The sequence below is a fragment of the Providencia xihuensis genome, from assembly GCF_041953405.1.
Taxonomy (GTDB): domain Bacteria; phylum Pseudomonadota; class Gammaproteobacteria; order Enterobacterales; family Enterobacteriaceae; genus Providencia; species Providencia vermicola.
In genome coordinates, this window is record NZ_CP169565.1 from 1099093 (window position 1) to 1116097 (window position 17005).

At 40.3% G+C, this 17005-nt stretch carries 15 protein-coding genes; 6 read left to right on the top strand and 9 right to left on the bottom strand.

Annotated features, from left to right (window positions below; all coding sequences use genetic code 11):
* Positions 1-53: 53 nt before the first annotated feature.
* On the bottom strand, positions 54-962 hold the full coding sequence (locus tag ACE2AL_RS04805) for a LysR family transcriptional regulator (RefSeq protein ID WP_206086841.1): 909 nt from the start codon (positions 960-962) through the stop codon (positions 54-56).
* A 185-nt stretch (positions 963-1147) separates the two neighbouring features.
* On the bottom strand, positions 1148-2353 hold the full coding sequence (gene gltS, locus ACE2AL_RS04810; RefSeq protein ID WP_206086840.1) for a sodium/glutamate symporter: 1206 nt from the start codon (positions 2351-2353) through the stop codon (positions 1148-1150).
* Positions 2354-3206: 853 nt separating this feature from the next.
* On the opposite strand from gltS, the gene mdlC reads away from it, so the two are divergent.
* The 3 genes from mdlC (at position 3207) to ACE2AL_RS04825 (ending at position 6259) form a co-directional block, all read left to right on the top strand.
* The gene (mdlC, locus tag ACE2AL_RS04815; protein WP_206086839.1) at positions 3207-4835 is read left to right on the top strand and encodes a benzoylformate decarboxylase; all 1629 of its coding nucleotides are present in this window, start codon (positions 3207-3209) and stop codon (positions 4833-4835) included.
* 127 nt (positions 4836-4962) lie between these two features.
* On the top strand, positions 4963-5724 hold the full coding sequence (locus ACE2AL_RS04820; RefSeq protein WP_375084061.1) for an aminoglycoside adenylyltransferase domain-containing protein: 762 nt from the start codon (positions 4963-4965) through the stop codon (positions 5722-5724).
* Positions 5725-5854: 130 nt separating this feature from the next.
* Positions 5855-6259, top strand: coding sequence for a RidA family protein (locus tag ACE2AL_RS04825; protein WP_206086837.1), 405 nt, complete (start codon positions 5855-5857; stop codon positions 6257-6259).
* Positions 6260-6314: 55 nt separating this feature from the next.
* Here ACE2AL_RS04825 and ACE2AL_RS04830 read toward each other — a convergent pair whose 3' ends face one another.
* Both ACE2AL_RS04830 and ACE2AL_RS04835 read right to left on the bottom strand, forming a co-directional pair.
* A complete protein-coding gene (locus ACE2AL_RS04830; protein WP_375084062.1) occupies positions 6315-7658 on the bottom strand; it encodes an NCS2 family permease in 1344 nt (447 codons plus the stop codon).
* A 32-nt stretch (positions 7659-7690) separates the two neighbouring features.
* A complete protein-coding gene (locus ACE2AL_RS04835) occupies positions 7691-9466 on the bottom strand; it encodes an adenine deaminase (RefSeq protein ID WP_206086835.1) in 1776 nt (591 codons plus the stop codon).
* A 145-nt stretch (positions 9467-9611) separates the two neighbouring features.
* On the opposite strand from ACE2AL_RS04835, the gene ACE2AL_RS04840 reads away from it, so the two are divergent.
* From ACE2AL_RS04840 to ACE2AL_RS04850, 3 genes are all read left to right on the top strand, one after another.
* Positions 9612-10538 (top strand): LysR family transcriptional regulator, encoded by a 927-nt coding sequence (locus tag ACE2AL_RS04840; RefSeq protein ID WP_225819553.1) that lies wholly within the window; start codon positions 9612-9614, stop codon positions 10536-10538.
* Positions 10539-10768: 230 nt separating this feature from the next.
* On the top strand, positions 10769-11671 hold the full coding sequence (locus ACE2AL_RS04845; RefSeq protein ID WP_206086833.1) for a hypothetical protein: 903 nt from the start codon (positions 10769-10771) through the stop codon (positions 11669-11671).
* A gap of 181 nt (positions 11672-11852) precedes the next feature.
* Positions 11853-12587 carry a vWA domain-containing protein gene (locus ACE2AL_RS04850; protein WP_225819555.1) on the top strand — a complete coding sequence of 245 codons (735 nt, stop codon included), beginning with the start codon at positions 11853-11855 and terminating at the stop codon, positions 12585-12587.
* Positions 12588-12745: 158 nt separating this feature from the next.
* Here the strand turns inward: ACE2AL_RS04850 and efeB are convergent, their stop codons facing one another.
* The 5 genes from efeB to ACE2AL_RS04875 form a co-directional block, all read right to left on the bottom strand.
* Positions 12746-14017, bottom strand: coding sequence for an iron uptake transporter deferrochelatase/peroxidase subunit (gene efeB / locus ACE2AL_RS04855; protein ID WP_272539492.1), 1272 nt, complete (start codon positions 14015-14017; stop codon positions 12746-12748).
* A gap of 11 nt (positions 14018-14028) precedes the next feature.
* Positions 14029-14931, bottom strand: coding sequence for an EfeM/EfeO family lipoprotein (locus tag ACE2AL_RS04860; protein ID WP_375084064.1), 903 nt, complete (start codon positions 14929-14931; stop codon positions 14029-14031).
* Positions 14909-15757: an FTR1 family protein gene (locus ACE2AL_RS04865; RefSeq protein ID WP_206083001.1), complete on the bottom strand. Its 849-nt coding sequence runs from the start codon at positions 15755-15757 to the stop codon at positions 14909-14911. Before ACE2AL_RS04865 ends, ACE2AL_RS04860 begins: the two co-directional genes overlap by 23 nt.
* Before the next feature lie 11 nt (positions 15758-15768).
* Positions 15769-16104: a cupredoxin domain-containing protein gene (locus tag ACE2AL_RS04870; RefSeq protein WP_206083000.1), complete on the bottom strand. Its 336-nt coding sequence runs from the start codon at positions 16102-16104 to the stop codon at positions 15769-15771.
* A 94-nt stretch (positions 16105-16198) separates the two neighbouring features.
* Complete coding sequence (locus tag ACE2AL_RS04875) at positions 16199-16756, bottom strand: iron transporter (RefSeq protein ID WP_206082999.1); 558 nt, start codon at positions 16754-16756, stop codon at positions 16199-16201.
* Between the last annotated feature and the right edge of the window lie 249 nt (positions 16757-17005).

Below are 17005 nucleotides of genomic sequence, written 5' to 3' on the forward strand. Positions count from 1 at the left end.
ATTCCACAACCTATAATAATGTAGGAATGAATATTTAACGGCGAATAGGCTAACTAAACAATTGAGTTTTCATTACCAGAGTATAACTTTTGGTTAACGACTTTATTCCTTTTTTCGAGAGTTAACGCTAATGTATTGACGTAATTTTGTGCGGCTTTGGTTAATGGTTTATCTGCACGGTGGAAAACAGAAACCGCTAATCGCAGTCCTTCTTTTAACGGATAGATCATCGATTCTGGTAGTGTGTGTTCTGCTGAGAAAATATCCGTAATGCTGCAACCTAACCCTGCTTGAACAAACTCGGCAGCCATATGGTAAGTGTGTACGCTGATATTTGATTCAGCGAATTGATGACGCTTTTGTAAAAGCTGAGACAATGAATCAGAGCCAGGATGGATCCAACGTTCTTGGTCAATATCAACTAAGGAAACGGGGGTGTGTAATGGTGGCTGACTGTCAACATAGACTAAGGGAATATCAGCAATTGGCAGCACAGTAATCCCCCCTTCGATTTCAAGATTAAAGCCAATACCAATGTCCAAATCTTGCTGTGTTAATAATTGCAGAATATCTGTTGTGTGGTGGGTTCCAATCGTGAGTTTTATATTGGGGTGTTTTTTAATAAACAGGGCGGTGACTTCGGGTACTAGGTTTAACCCTAGGCTTGGCAAACAGCCGATAGCTAATTTACCTTGCGGATTACGGGATAAATTTTGTGCTAAAATTCTGAGCTTATCTAAATTTTGATAAACTTCTTTTGCCTCTTCAAACAATAAATTCGCTTCATCTGTAGGGATTAGTTTTCCTCTAATTCGTTGAAATAAAACCAATCCAAGCTGCTGTTCTGCATGTTTTAACGCTTTACTCGCCGCGGGTTGAGAAATATGAAGGACTTCTGCCGCTCGTGTTAAAGAACCACAAGTCATGACTGCGTAAAATATATCAAGATGCCGTAATTTCATGCTATGAAACCTACCATTTTTGTTTATCAAGGTATTTTACCGAATTAATCCTATTTAATCCGATGCGGTCGTCATTTTGTGATGGGATACGAGAAAAGAATTTTTTGCATAAGGAGATACTTTAACGAGAAAGGAAAATGCCAGTCTATATCTTTTGGTTATAAACTGGCACTTTATAAAGTAGGTTAGGCGAAATAGGTACCTATTTCGATGAATATTTTAATTAAGATACTGTTTGAAATATCCACGATAAATGCCCCCACCATTGGCACGACTAAGAAAGCTTTATGGGACGGGCTAAATGCTTTTGTGACGGTTTGCATATTTGCAATAGCAGTAGGCGTTGCCCCCATACCGAATCCACAATGTCCCGCGCTAATCACTACCGCATCATAGTCTTTGCCCATCATCTTAAAGGTCACAAAGCAGGCGAACAGCACCATAACTACAGTTTGCACAGCAATAATTAATAAAACAGGGCCTGCCATGCTGGCTAATTGACCGAATTTTAAAGACATCAATGCCATCGCTAAGAATAATGACAAGGCAACGCTACCAAGAACATCAACGGTAGGCTCAAACACTTCATGTTTAAATACATGCGTTAATACATTTCGGATGATAATACCGACAAATAAACACCAAACGAAGGTCGGTAATTGCAGAACTGTATCTTTGAATAAGGCACTAATATACCCACCAACAACAATACAGATAATCAGCATTGAGATAGTTTCAATGACATTGTTGGCATTGATTTTACGTTTAACGCTAGGTTGTTCAAATGCTTCAACAATCGTTTCTTTTTCTAATTCAGTGGCTTTTGGGATTGTCACTTTTTTCAATAAATGGCGAGCTACTGGACCACCAATTAAACCACCCAATACTAAACCTAAAGTAGCACATGCCATCGCTAATTCAACGGCACCTGTAACACCATATTTATCGGCTAATACTGGCCCCCAAGCCCCCGCGTTTCCGTGGCCACCCGTTAAGGTGATTGAACCCGCTATTAAGCCAATAAATGGGCTCTCATTTAGCATGACTGCCATGCCCATACCCACAGTATTTTGAATTGCAATTAAAATGGTGACGGCGATAGTTAATAATACCAGTGGCTTGCCGCCTTTTATTAATCGTGAAAAATCCGAACTTAGCCCAATGGATGAGAAGAAGGTGATCATCAGAATACTTTGTAAGGATGCATCGAAAGTAAAAGAATACCCTGCAGTTTTATCGATAATCAATAAAATAATGGCCACAATAAAACCGCCAACAACGGCTTCAGGAATATGGTTTTTCTGTAAAAAGGGCGTGTATTTAACAACAAACATCCCAATCAATAGCGCTAAACAAGCGACTAATAATGTGTAGCTGGCATCTAAAATCATTATTTTACCTCAAATAAGCTTACCAGAGCTTCTTTTATCGTTATTTAACATTAATGATAAATTAAGCTACTTTGCGCAACCTTTGTTTAACAATGAGTTTTGTTTGGGTATCTATAACCTTTAGTTAACTCTAGGCTGTGTATTAGGCAGGATGAAAATATGGTATTTATTAAGCGAAAATCGCGAGAAGTAGCGTGAATAGCAGGTTTCCAAAGAACTTATTTATTTGAAGGTGGCGATATAACAATGAAATTTAAACGGATGTGCCTGAACGCCATGCAGCATAAGTAATTATAAGAAATGTGATGTACAACATAAAAGAAAATAGACAGGTAGGAGTGGAATATGGGGCACATAATCTATTTTTGATGCATTGTGCAAATTTTGTCGAAAGCGTCGTCTAAAAAAACATCGACAATTAAGTGTCAGGTATTTTGTTAACCTCTTGATTTTAAGTAATACACATCAATCTTTTATCGATGATAAATTGTGGATGGTTACTTTTAAATGGAATAAGTACAAATATAATAAACAAACGTTATTTGATAATTTTGTTTCAGGCTTATATTTGGTTTATTTTACCATCTTATTAAGGCCATCGAATTTGGCTTGTTTATTAATAGATTGTTTTTATAAGATTATTATTATTTAAATTGTTTTAAACCCATATAAAAGTCAAATTTACTCGGATATCTCGTCAGTCAATTGTTTGCTATGATGGCCTAATTACAATAGGTTAGGTTATATTTAGGTTGTTTAATCATGCAGTGGTGTGCAAATCTAAAAGCATATCTTTAATTCAAAATTTCTTTTTTATTAGGTGTTTTTAATATTGTTTTATGGAGTGTTTTAAATGCAAAAAACGATCCGCCAAGTCACCTTTGATTTATTACGTAAGTTGGATATTACAACTGTTTTTGGGAACCCAGGTTCAACAGAAGAAACATTCTTGAAAGATTTCCCAAGTGATTTTCGTTATATCCAAACCTTGCAAGAAGCCTCCGCTGTCGCTGCCGCTGATGGTTATGCACAAGGAATGCGTAAGGTTGCAATGGTCAACGTACATACTTCTGCAGGTTTAAGCAACGCCATGAGTAATATTTTGACGGCATATATGAACCGCACGCCATTAATCATTACAGCGGGGAACCAAACGCGAGAAATGTTATTAATGGAACCTTGGCTTACCAATATTGAGCCAGAAACCTTACCGAAACCGTGGGTAAAATGGAGCTATCAGCCAGTACGTGCAGAAGATGTCCCCGCGGCTTTTATGCGTGCTTATGCGATGGCGCTGCAACCGCCTGCAGGGCCCGTATTTTTGTCAATCCCGCTGGATGATTGGGACAAACCTGCATTAGCACAAGAGGCAGTCGTTCGTTCAGTGCCACAGCGTATTGGTTATGATCCTGTTCGATTACAAGAGTTTGCCACTGCGTTATCTAATGCAAAGAATCCCGTGCTAATTTATGGTTCCGCCATTGCTCGAGGGCAAGGGTGGGATATCGGCATTAAGCTTGCAGAGAAATTAAATGTCCCCGTGTGGGCGGCGCCTGCTTCTGAACGCCCGCCATTCCCTGAGACGCACCCGTTATATGCAGGCGGGTTACCTTTTGCGACTAAACCATTATCTGAAAAACTGGAAGGACATGACTTAGCTATTGTTATTGGTGCGCCAGTATTTAGATATTACCCTTATGTTGCAGGGAGTTATATTCCTGAAAAGTTGCGATTATTGCATATCACGGATGACCCCATAGAAGCTGGGAGAGCCCCTGTTGGCGATAGCTTATTAAGTGATGCGGTGCTTGCTCTAGAAGGGTTAATCAACTTAGTTGCACCGCGTGCTGCATCAAACAGTGTGGTGAAACAGCCTCATGGTTTGGCGCCGCACCCAGCAGCACCTGAACAAACGAGCCAGAGCTCAATATTGAGTGCAACAGAGTTATTTCGCACGTTAAGGGAAGTTTCACCGAAAGAGACTGTCTTAGTAGAAGAATCACCTTCAAACCTAGGTGAGCTTCATCGTGAATGGCCAATTGAATCCCCTGATTCATTTTATACATTTGCAAGCGGTTCATTAGGTTGGAATTTACCTGCAAGTGTGGGGATTGCATTAGCAGAAAGGGATAGTGGGCGTCATCGCCCAGTGATGGCCATTATTGGAGATGGCTCCATGCAGTACTCTATTCAAGGTTTATGGAGTGCAGCGCAGCAGAATTTACCAATTGTGTTTATCATTGTGAAAAACAATGAATATGCAATTTTAAAATCATTTGCGGTATTGGAAGAGACCCCAGGCGTGCCAGGGCTTGATATTCCAAACTTAGATATTGTGGCTTTAGGTAAGGGGTATGGTTGCACTGCGGTGAGAGCTGAAACGGTGGAGGATGTGAAAAAAACGTGTGAAGAGGCGTTTAAGCGTAATGGGCCGACGGTAATTGAAGTCCCTATTTTGCCTTCAATTCCACCACTCATTTAATGTTAGTGACTTTATTGGATAGCTCCTCGTTAGGGGCTATTTTTTTTATCTATGTTTTATTCAAGGAATAGATAGAGTCGATAAATTATGATGTTTATTTAATAAAGTTAGACAGGACTCGATATTTATGACGCCCCATCCTCAAGCAAAGCTCGCTTTAGCTATTTTGCAAAAATATTTATCTGATTCATTAATTGCAGTTTATCTGCATGGATCGGCTGTTTCGAGTGGCCTAAGACCAACGAGTGATATTGATTTACTTGTTGTGGTTGACAAGCCGCTGACAGAGATATGCCGTGAACAGCTTGTGCGAGGGCTAATGGCGATTTCTGGCTTATACCCGATTGATCCAGAAGGGCGCCGACCACTTGAAGTTGCCGTGTTTTTATCAAGTGAATTAAACATGCTTTCTTCCCCAGCAAAATGTGAATTAATGTACGGGGAGTGGTTACGCACAGAGTATGAACAAGGGGTATTTGAAGGGCAAACCCAAGACCCTGAATTTACATTGATGTTAGCGCAAGCTGCACAAGATGCGGTCGCTTTATGGCATAAGGAAATGCACAGTTTACCCATGATAGTCCAGCCTGATATACGAAAAGCGATATTAGATGCTCTTCCTAACTTACTGTTATCTTTAAAGGGGGATGAACGCAATGTGTTACTTACCCTTGTGCGAATGTGGTACACCATGAAGACAGGGTTATTTATTTCAAAGGATGGGGCTGCCAATTGGGCAATAGATTTAATGCCTACGGCGTTATCCTCGATAATTATAATGGCCAAAAATGACTATTTAACGGGGGCTTCTACTGACTGGGCAGACCAAACAGAGGGCATTAAGCCGTGTGTTGACTATTTAGCTGAATGTATTCGTACTTGTTCTTAGATGAGCTCAATCGATGTGTGTTTTGGTGCTCTTTAAGTGCGATTAAAACCCTGTTTGTTGGATGTTTAAAGAATCTAAAAAATACATGATTTATACTGCTTTGCTGTTTGATTAACGAGGGAACAAAAACGTGGAAAAAAAATCAATTAACCCTACAACTGTCTTTAATTCTTTGCAGTATGGCTTTAGCCAAGCAATAGAAACAACGGGAACTCGCCAATTATTTTTATCAGGCCAAGTGGGCGTAAACGCTAATCAAGAAACAGTGGCGGGGGGAATTTATGAACAAACTGTTCAGTCACTGGTAAATATCGAACATGTGCTGCGTGAGGTGGGGGGAAACTTATCGAATGTGACTGTTTTGCGTATTTACATTAAAGATGGGGCGAATAGCCACGAAGAACAATTAGACATCGCTAAGGCATTAAAAGAAAAGTTTGGTGATGCACCACCCGCTTCTTCTTGGATTATTGTTACAGGACTTTCATTACCTGAGTGGCTAATTGAAATTGAAGCCCATGCGGTCTTAAATTAACCCGAAAAAATTGAAAAAGCCGATAATCAAATCAGCTTTTTCATATCACAGCTTATTAGTGTTTAACGAGCGTTGAGAAGTAGTAAACTAACGGAACTGCAAGTATCCACAAACTAATTGGAATTTCTCGCCATTGCCCTGCAACGGCTTTAATTAAAATGTAAAATAGCAGCCCACCAGCAATGCCTGTCCCGAAACTATTGGCGATTAACGTAATCATTACCATCATTAATACAGGCAATCCGTCGGTAAAGTTAGCTAAATCGACTTTCCGTAATCCGCTGAACATATTTAAGCCGATTAAAATCAGGGCTGGTGCAGTGGCTTGCGCAGGGATCATTAATGCGATTGGGGTAAATAGTAGCATCAATAAAAACATAATTGCAGCGGCCAGCGCAGTCATCCCTGTTTTGCCACCCGCTTCTGCGGCAGCGGATGATTCAATTAATGCTGTTGCTGCAGGAATTCCTACCCATGGCCCTAATGCTGCCGCAATGGAGTCCACAATAAACGGGCGGTTAATATTAGGCATATTGCCTTCTTTATCTAATAAACCCGCTTCCCCGCCGACGGCTAAGGTGGTGCCCATTGTGGAAAAGAATTCGGCGGCAAAAAAGACAAATAAGAACGGTAAAAAGGCAATATTCAAGGCGCCAATTAAGTCCACTTGGCCTAATACTGGGGTAACAGAATGTGGCACGCCAATAAAGCTTTCAGGTAGTTTTGTCACACCAAAAGGGATACCTAAAAGGGTGGCAAATAAGATGGCCCACAAAATACCGCCTGGAATTTTACGAGCTTGCAAGGCTATGGCGACAAAAAATCCTGCAAGTGCAACCAGAGCTCCAGGCGACAAAAAATCCCCTAACATCAGTGCATTTGTTTTTGGGTTAGCAAGGACTAACCCTGCATTACGAAAGCCTAATATCGCGACAAACAAGCCTATTGATGCGGTAAGCCCAAGCTTTATGGATTGCGGTACAGAGCGCGTCACGACCTCACGCAAGCCAAACTTAGTGAGCAGGAAAAATAAAATACCCGACCAACAAGCGATACCTAAACCGATTTGCCAATCAATGCCTTCACTGCCAGCAAGGGTGATCCCGACTAAGACTGAACCGCCAATTCCAGGGCCGACAATAAAAGGTAAATTCGCATAAAAAGCCATTAATAAGCTCGCGAGTACGAACACAATAATAGTGCCAGTGGTTGCAGCGCCTTTATCCATCCCGCCCGCAGCCAGTAACCCAGGGATCACCACAAGAAGGTAAGCCGCAGCCAAAAAACCTGTGATCCCCGCTAAACATTCCGTTTTGACTGAACTGCCGCGTTCACGCAAGGCAAAGCGTTTTTCAAGCCAATTCCCTGATACTGGCTTATTAATTGAATTGTCAGCCATGAGTTGGCTCTCCTTTTATTATTTTAATTACGTTATGCATGTTCATTACGGTGGATAACTGCATCAACAATTTGGCGCGTTGTGCCATCGGTGAGCCCTAAATCGGTTAAGTGCGGCCCTGCATTACACGCAAGGCAAGTGCCTTCAATCGCTTTAAATACACGGTAAGGTGGCTCCCAATCCGCAATTTCACTGCTTAAATCACGGAGTTGTCGAAATTGTGCTGCAAGCTCAGGAGCTGGGAGGTCTGATAACATTCCTGCAATTGGCATCGCAACATGGGCTAAGACTTTGCCATTTTGCACTAATGCCATACCACCGCCGCTTTCAATTAGTAAGTTACATGCAATGGCCATATCTTGTGGATCACGGCCTAATGCAACAAGGTTATGGGAATCATGGGAGTAACTTGTTGCTATGGCTCCGCGGAGCTCTCCCCAACCTGCTAGTAGCGCGATTTGGGGCTTTGATTCATGGCGTGCATGGCGGTGTTGAACTCTAATAAGGCTAAAATTATCAGGAAGCTGGACAACACCCTCATTAATTTCTACATCAACTTCCCCCCATTGGGTAAAACGGGCGCCTTGAATATGGCGTAAACGCGCCGTACCGTTATTGACTCCATCAATTCTAAGTTGGCAATCATCGGCAGTAATCGGGGAAAGTCGCATCGTTTCACGAGGAGGTAAAACATCACTTGGTGAATGGATAGTGGTGAGTAGCTTACCCTTTTCGGCAATTTTTTGGCCTGCAACATACACTGAATGGGCTTTTAATGTTTGTAGTGAATCAAAAGTCACCAAGTTGGCTTTTCGACCTGCAGCAATTAAACCTAAGTCATTACGTTGTAAACGGATTGCGCCATTCAGTGTCGCAAAGCGTAGTGCATCAGTCACGGGCATTCCGTGTTCAATTAATAAGTTAAGTAGCGCAATAATACCGCCTTTTTCCAATAACATATCGGGTGGTACATCATCCGTGCACACGGTAATTTGTGAAGATAAATGGGGCAGTGATTTCAACGTGGTGACAATGTCGGGTAACAGGTAAGGGTGTGAACCGCGAATTTCGAGAGTGAGCCCTGCGCGTAATTTTTCGAGGGCATCTTCCGCTGACGTCAGCTCATGATCAGATGTGACACCTGCTGCAAGATAGGCTTGTAAATCCGCCCCTTTTAGCCCGCGGGCATGCCCTTCAATCAATTTCCCTGAGCGTAATCCCGCTTCTAAGATTTCTTCCATGCGTTCACTGCCATGAAGCACACCAAACATGTCCATGACTTCAGCGACGCCGTGGACTTCTGGCCAGCTCAGCATAGTCGACATCTCTTCGCCTTCGAAATCGGCACCTGACATTTCTAATCCAGGAGTGGAAGGCACTGAAGACGGTGCGGCGACCATGACATCCAGTGGTAAATTTCGACTAGCATCAATGGCATAACGTACACCGTCAAGGCCTAATACATTAGCAAGCTCATGGGGATCCCAAAAGACGGTTGTCGTGCCTTGTGTTAAGACAATTTCTGCGTAGCGTACAGGAGGCAAATGGGAGCTTTCTAAATGCACGTGTGTGTCAATCAACCCTGGAGAGATAAAATAGCCAGATAAATTATGAGTCTCTTTTGCATCTGTACGTGTACCTGTTGGATGAACGCTAGCGATAAGATTACCCGTGATCCCGATATCCGCGGGGCGAATTTCCCCCGTGACCATATCAATGATATTGGCATTGGTCAGTAAAAGGTCAAAAGGAATATCCCCTTTTGCAGACTGAACGACGTGACGTCGACTTTGCTCTTTTTTGCACATAAGACACCATCCCTATAATTTATGACAGTTACTTTATGAGCAACGCAAACGTTTGCCAAGATGATAAAATTTATCAGTTCATAAGAAAAGGTTATAATGCGATGAATACTTCAGGAATATTTAATCAATTTAATAATAGGCCGCTATGACTGAACCTTGGCAACGCTTGCCCGCGCTCACGCTTAAGCAACTTCAGTATTTTGTCACGTTGGCAAAGTTACGTCATTTTACAGAAACGGCAAGCCGCTTATCTGTCAGTCAGCCTGCGTTGAGTAGCGCGATACGGCAAATCGAGTCTGTTTTAGGCGGGAAATTGATCAACCGAACGGCTTCATCCGTCTCTTTAACAGAATTAGGGATTGCTATTTTGCCTCATGCTCAACAGATATTGAGTGTTTCCCATCGCGCATTTAGTGAAATTCAAAAAATTATCGAAGAGGGGGGCGATGGCACACTACGGATTGGCCTTGTTCCTTCAGTGAGTTCATTATTGTTTCCTGCGGTGCCTGAATTATTAAGCCAACATTTTCCGAGGTTAAAAATTGAATTTTATGACCAAACCAATGATTCGCTGGTAAACCAATTGGTTAATCATGAAATAGATTTTGGGATAGGGGTCATTGATAGCTTTGTTCCACAAGACTTACGTATTTTCCCTCTACAAGATGACCCATTTGTAGCGGTAATTCATTCCGATGATGTATTGGCTAGTAATGAATTTCATTTACCTTGGAAATTACTTAATGGTCGTGATATCGCTGTTTTTTCAAAAGGAAATATCCAGCGGTTGGTGACTGCAACAATTGAAAGTCATCGATTGAAACTAAATCCACGCTATCAAGTGGATTATATTGAAACGCTGTATGGTTTGGTACGATCAAAATTAGCCATTGCGATTTTGCCTCAACTGTATACTGTCAATTTACGTGACCCTGAACTAAAAGTACTGCAACTACAACAACCTGAACTTGCTCGAACTGTAGCGTTAATTCGCAATAATGCAGCGGAGACACCAATGATAGAGTCTATTTTTCAGGTGCTTTTAAATGCATTAAAGGATAAGAGAGGGTAACGAAATTATTACACTTTTTTCTTATCGAGTGTAACGCTATTTATTATTATAAAAACATAACTCAGTACACACTCAAGATTAAAGCATTTAACGTAAAGTTATTTTTGTCTATTTATATTTAAATCGTATAGATGAATAAAAATGCATTTTAGTAGATGTTTAATATTATAAAATATAACCAATTGATTTTAAATATATTACTATAATGCTCAGTCTATTGAGAATATTTAATGAAAACACTCCTGAGATTCAGCTGCTTAACGGTTTCGTTGCTACTACTTTCAGCTTGTGACGATTTTGATGCCATTGGAAGTAAAGGTAAGTTTTATTATAGCAACCCAAGTACCAGTAATATTTGGTTTAAAGTTGATGGGAAACGCTATGAAATTTTACCTAATGGAAGTGGCGTTATTATGCTCTCTAGTGGTGTCCATCATTTAGAAAATGATAAAGGCGAAATGACCGAGTTTATGATTTTTGAAAATAACTCTGGGGGTATCCTTAACCCAAATCATTTTATCTATTATACCTTATCTGAGGTTTATGCCGTAGATGGAAAGTCAGACCGCTTTAAACCTGTAAGCTACCCTATTACTATTAATGGTCATAAGCTAGATTTACCGATCCGCAGTGCTAATGCAGTAATCATTGATACTAATTTATTTAGATGTAGTTACCCAATAGGAGAAGCTTTTCCTGATTCAATTACACTTTATGATGATAACTCAGATGGTAATATTAAATCTAAATGTTTTGACCAACTTGAATTGGTTAAGTATATGGCTAATGAATATGACCAAAATTTAATGCCAGCTACGCTCGGTGACGAAGGTATTAATTCTATTAATATGGTTTTTAATTATGACATACCGAAAGTTGTATTTAATGATAAAAATGTACAATTAAAAGCGCAACAACTTGTTGCGCTTACTGAACAGTTGAAAAATACAGATGATGTTGATATTCATAAAAAATTAAATAAAGAATTTCATCAGGCAACGATTGAGTTAGTCGATAAGCATGCTGTGAGTGCCACCAATAATACAGTTGAGGAAAATATAAAATATAACGATTTTATTCAAGAAGTTAATATGCTTAGAGGAAATGGTATATGGGTAAAATCCAATAATTAAGTTTATTATAGATATTTTTCGTTGATTACCTTAATTTTGCGTGTTTAAGGTAATCTATTTTGTTTGTTTTTAATTCAGAATATGCTTATTCAGCAAGCAGAGTAATCTTATGTGAAATAATGTCATAAAACGAGACATTGGTGTGGCAATACTCATATTAATCTCACCAAGGAACTCGGCGATGAACCTATCTAAACAATCAATTTTCACCGTCATATCAACAGCATTTTTATTGCTGTTTTCTTCGGTTTCAAGCAGTAAAACTGTGATTGAGACGAAACAAGATCCTGAAGTATTAGATTTAGTTTTTATTCTCGATAAAAGCGGTTCGATGTCTGGTTTCGAGTCGGACACTATTGGTGGGTACAATAGCGTACTTGCTGAAAACAAAGATAAAAAATCAAAAACTTATATCACGACTATTTTATTTAATGACAAAACAAGTTTATTGCATAATCGTGAACCAATTGGCAAAGTGGCTAACTTAACGCTGAATGATTATCCTGTTGGTGGATATACCGCATTACTTGATGCTATTGGTGAGGGCATCGAAAAAATGCGTGAAAATAGAAAAATCACCAAAAACAATAATGTTCTTTTTGTCATTATTACAGACGGACAAGAGAATAGTAGCCGCAAATATTCATCTTCTAAAATTAAAGCCATGATTAAGTCGGCAGAAACAGAAGATAAATGGGACTTTATTTTCTTAGGTGCCAATATTGATGCGATTTCGGAAGCTGAAAATATTGGTATTAAAAGTTCGAATGCAACGGGATATGTACAAGACGGTGAAGGGTACGATAAAGCGTATCGCGCTGTAAATAAAGCCGTCGAAGCGAAGCAACAAGCTGCACCAATATCAGAGGATTGGAAACAGGAAGTTGAAGCTGATGTGAAGGAACGCAAAAAATAATAAGGTAACCAAGCCTAGAGGGAGTTTATCAAGGATGGGGAATCAGGGATGAGTAGCCGCAGGAGATAGGCTAACATAAGATTGGATCCGTAAATGAATGTGAAGTTGTAGACTAAAATGCCCTTAAGAATAGTTTATATCCTAAGGGCATTTATCAATTAGTTTACTTGTTTTAGTGCGTCAAACATTGTTTTTGCAAGGCTATCTTGTGGTGATTGCATGCCTGGTAAAACAAAATAATATCCCCCGCCAAATGGTTTAATATAGCGCTCAAGCGGTTCACCATTTAACCGTTTTTGAGTATCAATAAAGCCTGCTTTTAAATTGCTTTGGTAAGAAATAAAAATTAACCCCATATCCAGAGCGCCAGCGTCTGTTAATCCTAATGAATAACTGTAACTTCGGCGTCTTAACTTGGCGGTATGGCGTTCAGGATTACGCGGCTCAGCACGACGCATGTGGGAATCAAATAACACACGATCGCCATGAGGGTCTTTATCAAAAGCAGGATCGTCATGTTCCTGCTTCATGCCCATTGGTGCCCCAGTAGCTTTATGGCGACCAAAGTCATTTTCTTGGTCTTCTAAAGGCGTTCTATCCCAAAATTCAAGGTTAAAACGTATCAAGCGCACAGCCTGATAAGTCCCACCATCACACCATGCGGGCTCTTTACCGCCAGAGATCCAAATTAATTCATTCATCAGCGCGGCATCATCGGCTGAAGCATTTCCTGTACCATCTTTGAAACCAAATAGGTTAATAGGTGTACTGTGGTTATCGATGTCACGGGAAGGCAAGAAACCATCAATTTTCCACAGTGGAAAACTGTAAGGTGAAATATGACGCAAGATGTCTCTTAAGGCATAGATGACGCTTTCTTGGCTGTTCGCACAAATTTGCAGCATGATATCACCACCGCACCATTTTGCTTCTAACCGATCATTTGGGAAGCTGGCCATTTCCACGAGCTGTTTTGGTTTTATTTTGTCTAATCCAAAGCGTGAATCAAACAGGCTATTTCCAAGTGCTACGGTGACGGTGAGCGAATCAGGTTGTAGGTGGGTACCAAGAATACCTGATTCAGCAGGTGGCATTTTATCATTTGTGGTTGATGGTGCCTGCTGAGGTTGTGTTAGGTAGGCTATCCTCTGCGATAAAAGCGAAAAAACAGTTTGTAGTTCATCAAACTTGGTCGTGGTGATATTGAAAGCAATAAAAGAGGCATTTTTTTGCTCGGGTGTTAATACCCCAGCTTGGTGCTGACCGAGATAATTTATTGTTTTATCGTAATTTAACTGGCAGTTAGCGATTTGCTCTTTCGCTTTTAACGCAGGGGCTGCAAAAATGGCACTACCAATCGCGAGGGCTTTTAATGCAGAACGGCGAGATAGCCCATTGGCAGGGGGTTGGCTTCTAAGTTTAGCTTGCATAAATTTATGCCTTAATATTTATAGTAAACATCAACATCGAGCTGCGCTCTTAATGTCGCTAAGATTTCAGCTTGTTGAGTTAATAAGGAGTAGAGTGCCATTTTGTCTTTTTGTTGTAATTGGCTGTGAGGTTGATACAGACCATTTGAAACTTGATAGGCCTGCACAATCTTATTCATTTTTTGGTCATTTTCTTTTATTTGATCTAAGGTTTTAGGCTCAAGAAAAGGGCTAAGAATTTCAATGATTTCTTGAGAACCTTTGAGGTTTGCTGCAATATCGGTTAAATCTGACAAACTGTAGATATTTTCTTTACCGTCTAACTTTGTTTCAATAATCATTTCCATAAAGTCAGCAGAGGCCTGAACTAGCTTAGGAATTTCAATCGTTTCTGTCATGACTCGCTTTTGTAAGTCATGCCCTTTTAATAATAGTTCTTCGGCAGGAGCAAGCGCTTGTTGGGCAGATTTTTGGTCAAATAATTGGTATTCAACGAGATGAAAACCAGTGAAGCGATAATCTTTTTCTTTATCGAGAAAATAATCGGCACGAGGGTTAATGGTTCTATCTGTATTACCAAATAGCACAATGATTGGACGCACTGTTTCATAATGCTGGTGGGCCGCAATATAGGCGGATTGGGCTTTGGCTAAATCCCCTTTTTTTAGCGACTGTTGTAGTAGGTTTAATTCTTCAACCATTTCTGCCAACTCAGCGTTGGCAAAATTAAGATAAGTTTGGATACTCGTTTGGTATTTTTCGGGGGTTGGGATATCCCCTTTGGCAACAATAATCTCATCCCCTGTTTGCACAGGGGAGCGTAGCGCCTTACCTTGAACCGTTGTTGAAATGGTTATGGTGAGTATTAAACTAAAAAAAATCCATCTCGTCTTATGCCTTAGCGAGCTGTACATGTTTTTTGCTCCGTGCAAATAATGGAATAACAATGAGCCAATAAAGGACAAAAGTGATTACGCTTAACCAAATAGGCTGAGAACGATATGCGAAGAAAGATGAAATAAAGTTCCCTGCAATGCCTGAATCATCGAGTAATCCAGTGGTATCCCATGCAGGATAGATTAAAAACTCAGGGATTGAATAATCATATTCAATGAATAAATTCGCGCTTTCTTCGACACCTTTAAGTAGCAAGGATAGGGCTAAAAATAACAGGATAACGCCAGTTACTCGGAAGAAAATTGCCCATGAAATAAGGCGGTTGGTGAGAAGGAATAGATATAACGTTAAGCCTGCAATGGCAATTCCTCCTCCCACTTCGGCAAAAAATGCAGATGCATTTGCTGATGTAAGCGACATGATAAAGCTGGAGAGAAACACCACAATTTCGCTGCCTTCACGTGCGATAGCAATGGCAATAATCAATGCGGCTCCCCACCAATTATGGTGTGCAGCATTACGGTTAATACCCGATTCTATTTCTGATTTCATCGAGCTGCCGTGTTTATTCATCCAGTACACCATTTGGACGATTAATATACAGGCAAGTAATTCCATGAAGATCATGAATAAGGATTGGCCAGTGTCATCAAGAACATTAAACACGCCATAAATAAGCAAGGCGAGCAAGACTGAGATGATGACACCAAGAGCGACACCACCCCACAGGAATTTCATACCATTACGGGCATCTGGGTGGCGTTTTATCCACGCATAGATAATGCCAATAACGAGTAGGGCTTCAAAGCTTTCTCGCCAAACAACAAACAGAACTTGTCCCATATTTAACCCCTCTATTTAGCTACAATTTCGCCTTTAGGGCTAGAAAGATGGAAATCATCAAAGAAGGTATATGTACCTGGTTTGAGAGGCGCAATAACAACGACGGAGCTGGCTCCTGGCGCTAACACTTTTTCTTTACGTAGTTGAATGCTTTCAAATTCAGCGGGTTCAGTTCCTGTGTTGGTTATTTTAATACGGATGATTGTTTTTGCAGGAACTTCCAGTACGCGTGGAATTAAATCGCCATTTTTCATTTCTAATTCCACGGTGTATTTTTCTGCCGCAAAAACAGATTGAGGCAAAAAAGAGCAGGCAATAACCAGTAAAAAGCTCAGTAATATTTTCATTTTGGCTTAGGGAGTCCATTTATTAGCGCAAACAGAAAAAGGGCTTGCAGACAATGAGAGTTCCTACAAGACCCTTTGCTCACTTTAGATAAAACTAGTAGCTTCCTTTACGGCCTACACCTGCGTAGTCAAAGTCCCAAGAGACTTCAAAGGGTTGGAACCAAGGAGCAACACCCGTTTCTTTATCAATGTGGCGACCAAAGGCAACATCTTTATTATGTGAAGGTGGGTAAATTTTATAGGTCACACGATATTTCCCATTGCCATCTAACTTGATGTTTTCCCCATAGTGAGGGCCATCACTGGCAACCATAGGCATAAAAGTGCCTGTTTGAGTTTGCGGTTTATCACCCAGTTTCGTCACGGAGTATTCGATAGTTAGGTAAGGGATCCAATCGCCTTCTGCGAAGCCATTCGGATTATCTTCCACTGCATGGATGTCAGCTTCTAAGTGGATATCGGCTTTATCTGCCGCTAAGTGGGCCATTTTATGATGCCCTTCTTCAGTATCCATTGTAATGGGTTGTAAATAGACACCTTGAATTTCCATTCCGTTTTTAATCACTGGGTGGCCAAGCGGATACTCTTGAGCAAATGCAGAAATTGAAAACAACGCGAGACCCGAAACAGCAGCTTTGTAGGCGAGTTTCATTATTACGTCCTTACCATTATTTAAGTTAGAGTCGTAATGATAATCATTACTATTGCAAGATTACAAGTGAGTATTTTCGATGAGTGGCCATTTAAATGCACGAAATGGTTGTTTTTTGATAAAAATCTAGGTGTTAGATAAAGTTATTATTCTTTGAAAAATAACTTTATACAGAATGTGCACTGTAAAACAGTTTATTATTTATTACATGATATATTCCATTAAAGGAAATTATTTTACTGAGAAATC

What these genes read in the sequence shown, in the direction of transcription:
- mdlC (WP_206086839.1), top strand. Translation starts at nt 3,207, where the DNA reads ATGCAAAAAACGATCCGCCAAGTCACCTTTGATTTATTACGTAAGTTG.
- ACE2AL_RS04805 (WP_206086841.1), bottom strand. Translation starts at nt 962, where the DNA reads ATGAAATTACGGCATCTTGATATATTTTACGCAGTCATGACTTGTGGT.
- ACE2AL_RS04870 (WP_206083000.1), bottom strand. Translation starts at nt 16,104, where the DNA reads ATGAAAATATTACTGAGCTTTTTACTGGTTATTGCCTGCTCTTTTTTG.
- ACE2AL_RS04860 (WP_375084064.1), bottom strand. Translation starts at nt 14,931, where the DNA reads ATGTACAGCTCGCTAAGGCATAAGACGAGATGGATTTTTTTTAGTTTA.
- ACE2AL_RS04875 (WP_206082999.1), bottom strand. Translation starts at nt 16,756, where the DNA reads ATGAAACTCGCCTACAAAGCTGCTGTTTCGGGTCTCGCGTTGTTTTCA.
- ACE2AL_RS04865 (WP_206083001.1), bottom strand. Translation starts at nt 15,757, where the DNA reads ATGGGACAAGTTCTGTTTGTTGTTTGGCGAGAAAGCTTTGAAGCCCTA.
- ACE2AL_RS04845 (WP_206086833.1), top strand. Translation starts at nt 10,769, where the DNA reads ATGAAAACACTCCTGAGATTCAGCTGCTTAACGGTTTCGTTGCTACTA.
- ACE2AL_RS04830 (WP_375084062.1), bottom strand. Translation starts at nt 7,658, where the DNA reads ATGGCTGACAATTCAATTAATAAGCCAGTATCAGGGAATTGGCTTGAA.
- efeB (WP_272539492.1), bottom strand. Translation starts at nt 14,017, where the DNA reads ATGCAAGCTAAACTTAGAAGCCAACCCCCTGCCAATGGGCTATCTCGC.
- ACE2AL_RS04820 (WP_375084061.1), top strand. Translation starts at nt 4,963, where the DNA reads ATGACGCCCCATCCTCAAGCAAAGCTCGCTTTAGCTATTTTGCAAAAA.
- ACE2AL_RS04850 (WP_225819555.1), top strand. Translation starts at nt 11,853, where the DNA reads ATGAACCTATCTAAACAATCAATTTTCACCGTCATATCAACAGCATTT.
- ACE2AL_RS04840 (WP_225819553.1), top strand. Translation starts at nt 9,612, where the DNA reads ATGACTGAACCTTGGCAACGCTTGCCCGCGCTCACGCTTAAGCAACTT.
- ACE2AL_RS04835 (WP_206086835.1), bottom strand. Translation starts at nt 9,466, where the DNA reads ATGTGCAAAAAAGAGCAAAGTCGACGTCACGTCGTTCAGTCTGCAAAA.
- gltS (WP_206086840.1), bottom strand. Translation starts at nt 2,353, where the DNA reads ATGATTTTAGATGCCAGCTACACATTATTAGTCGCTTGTTTAGCGCTA.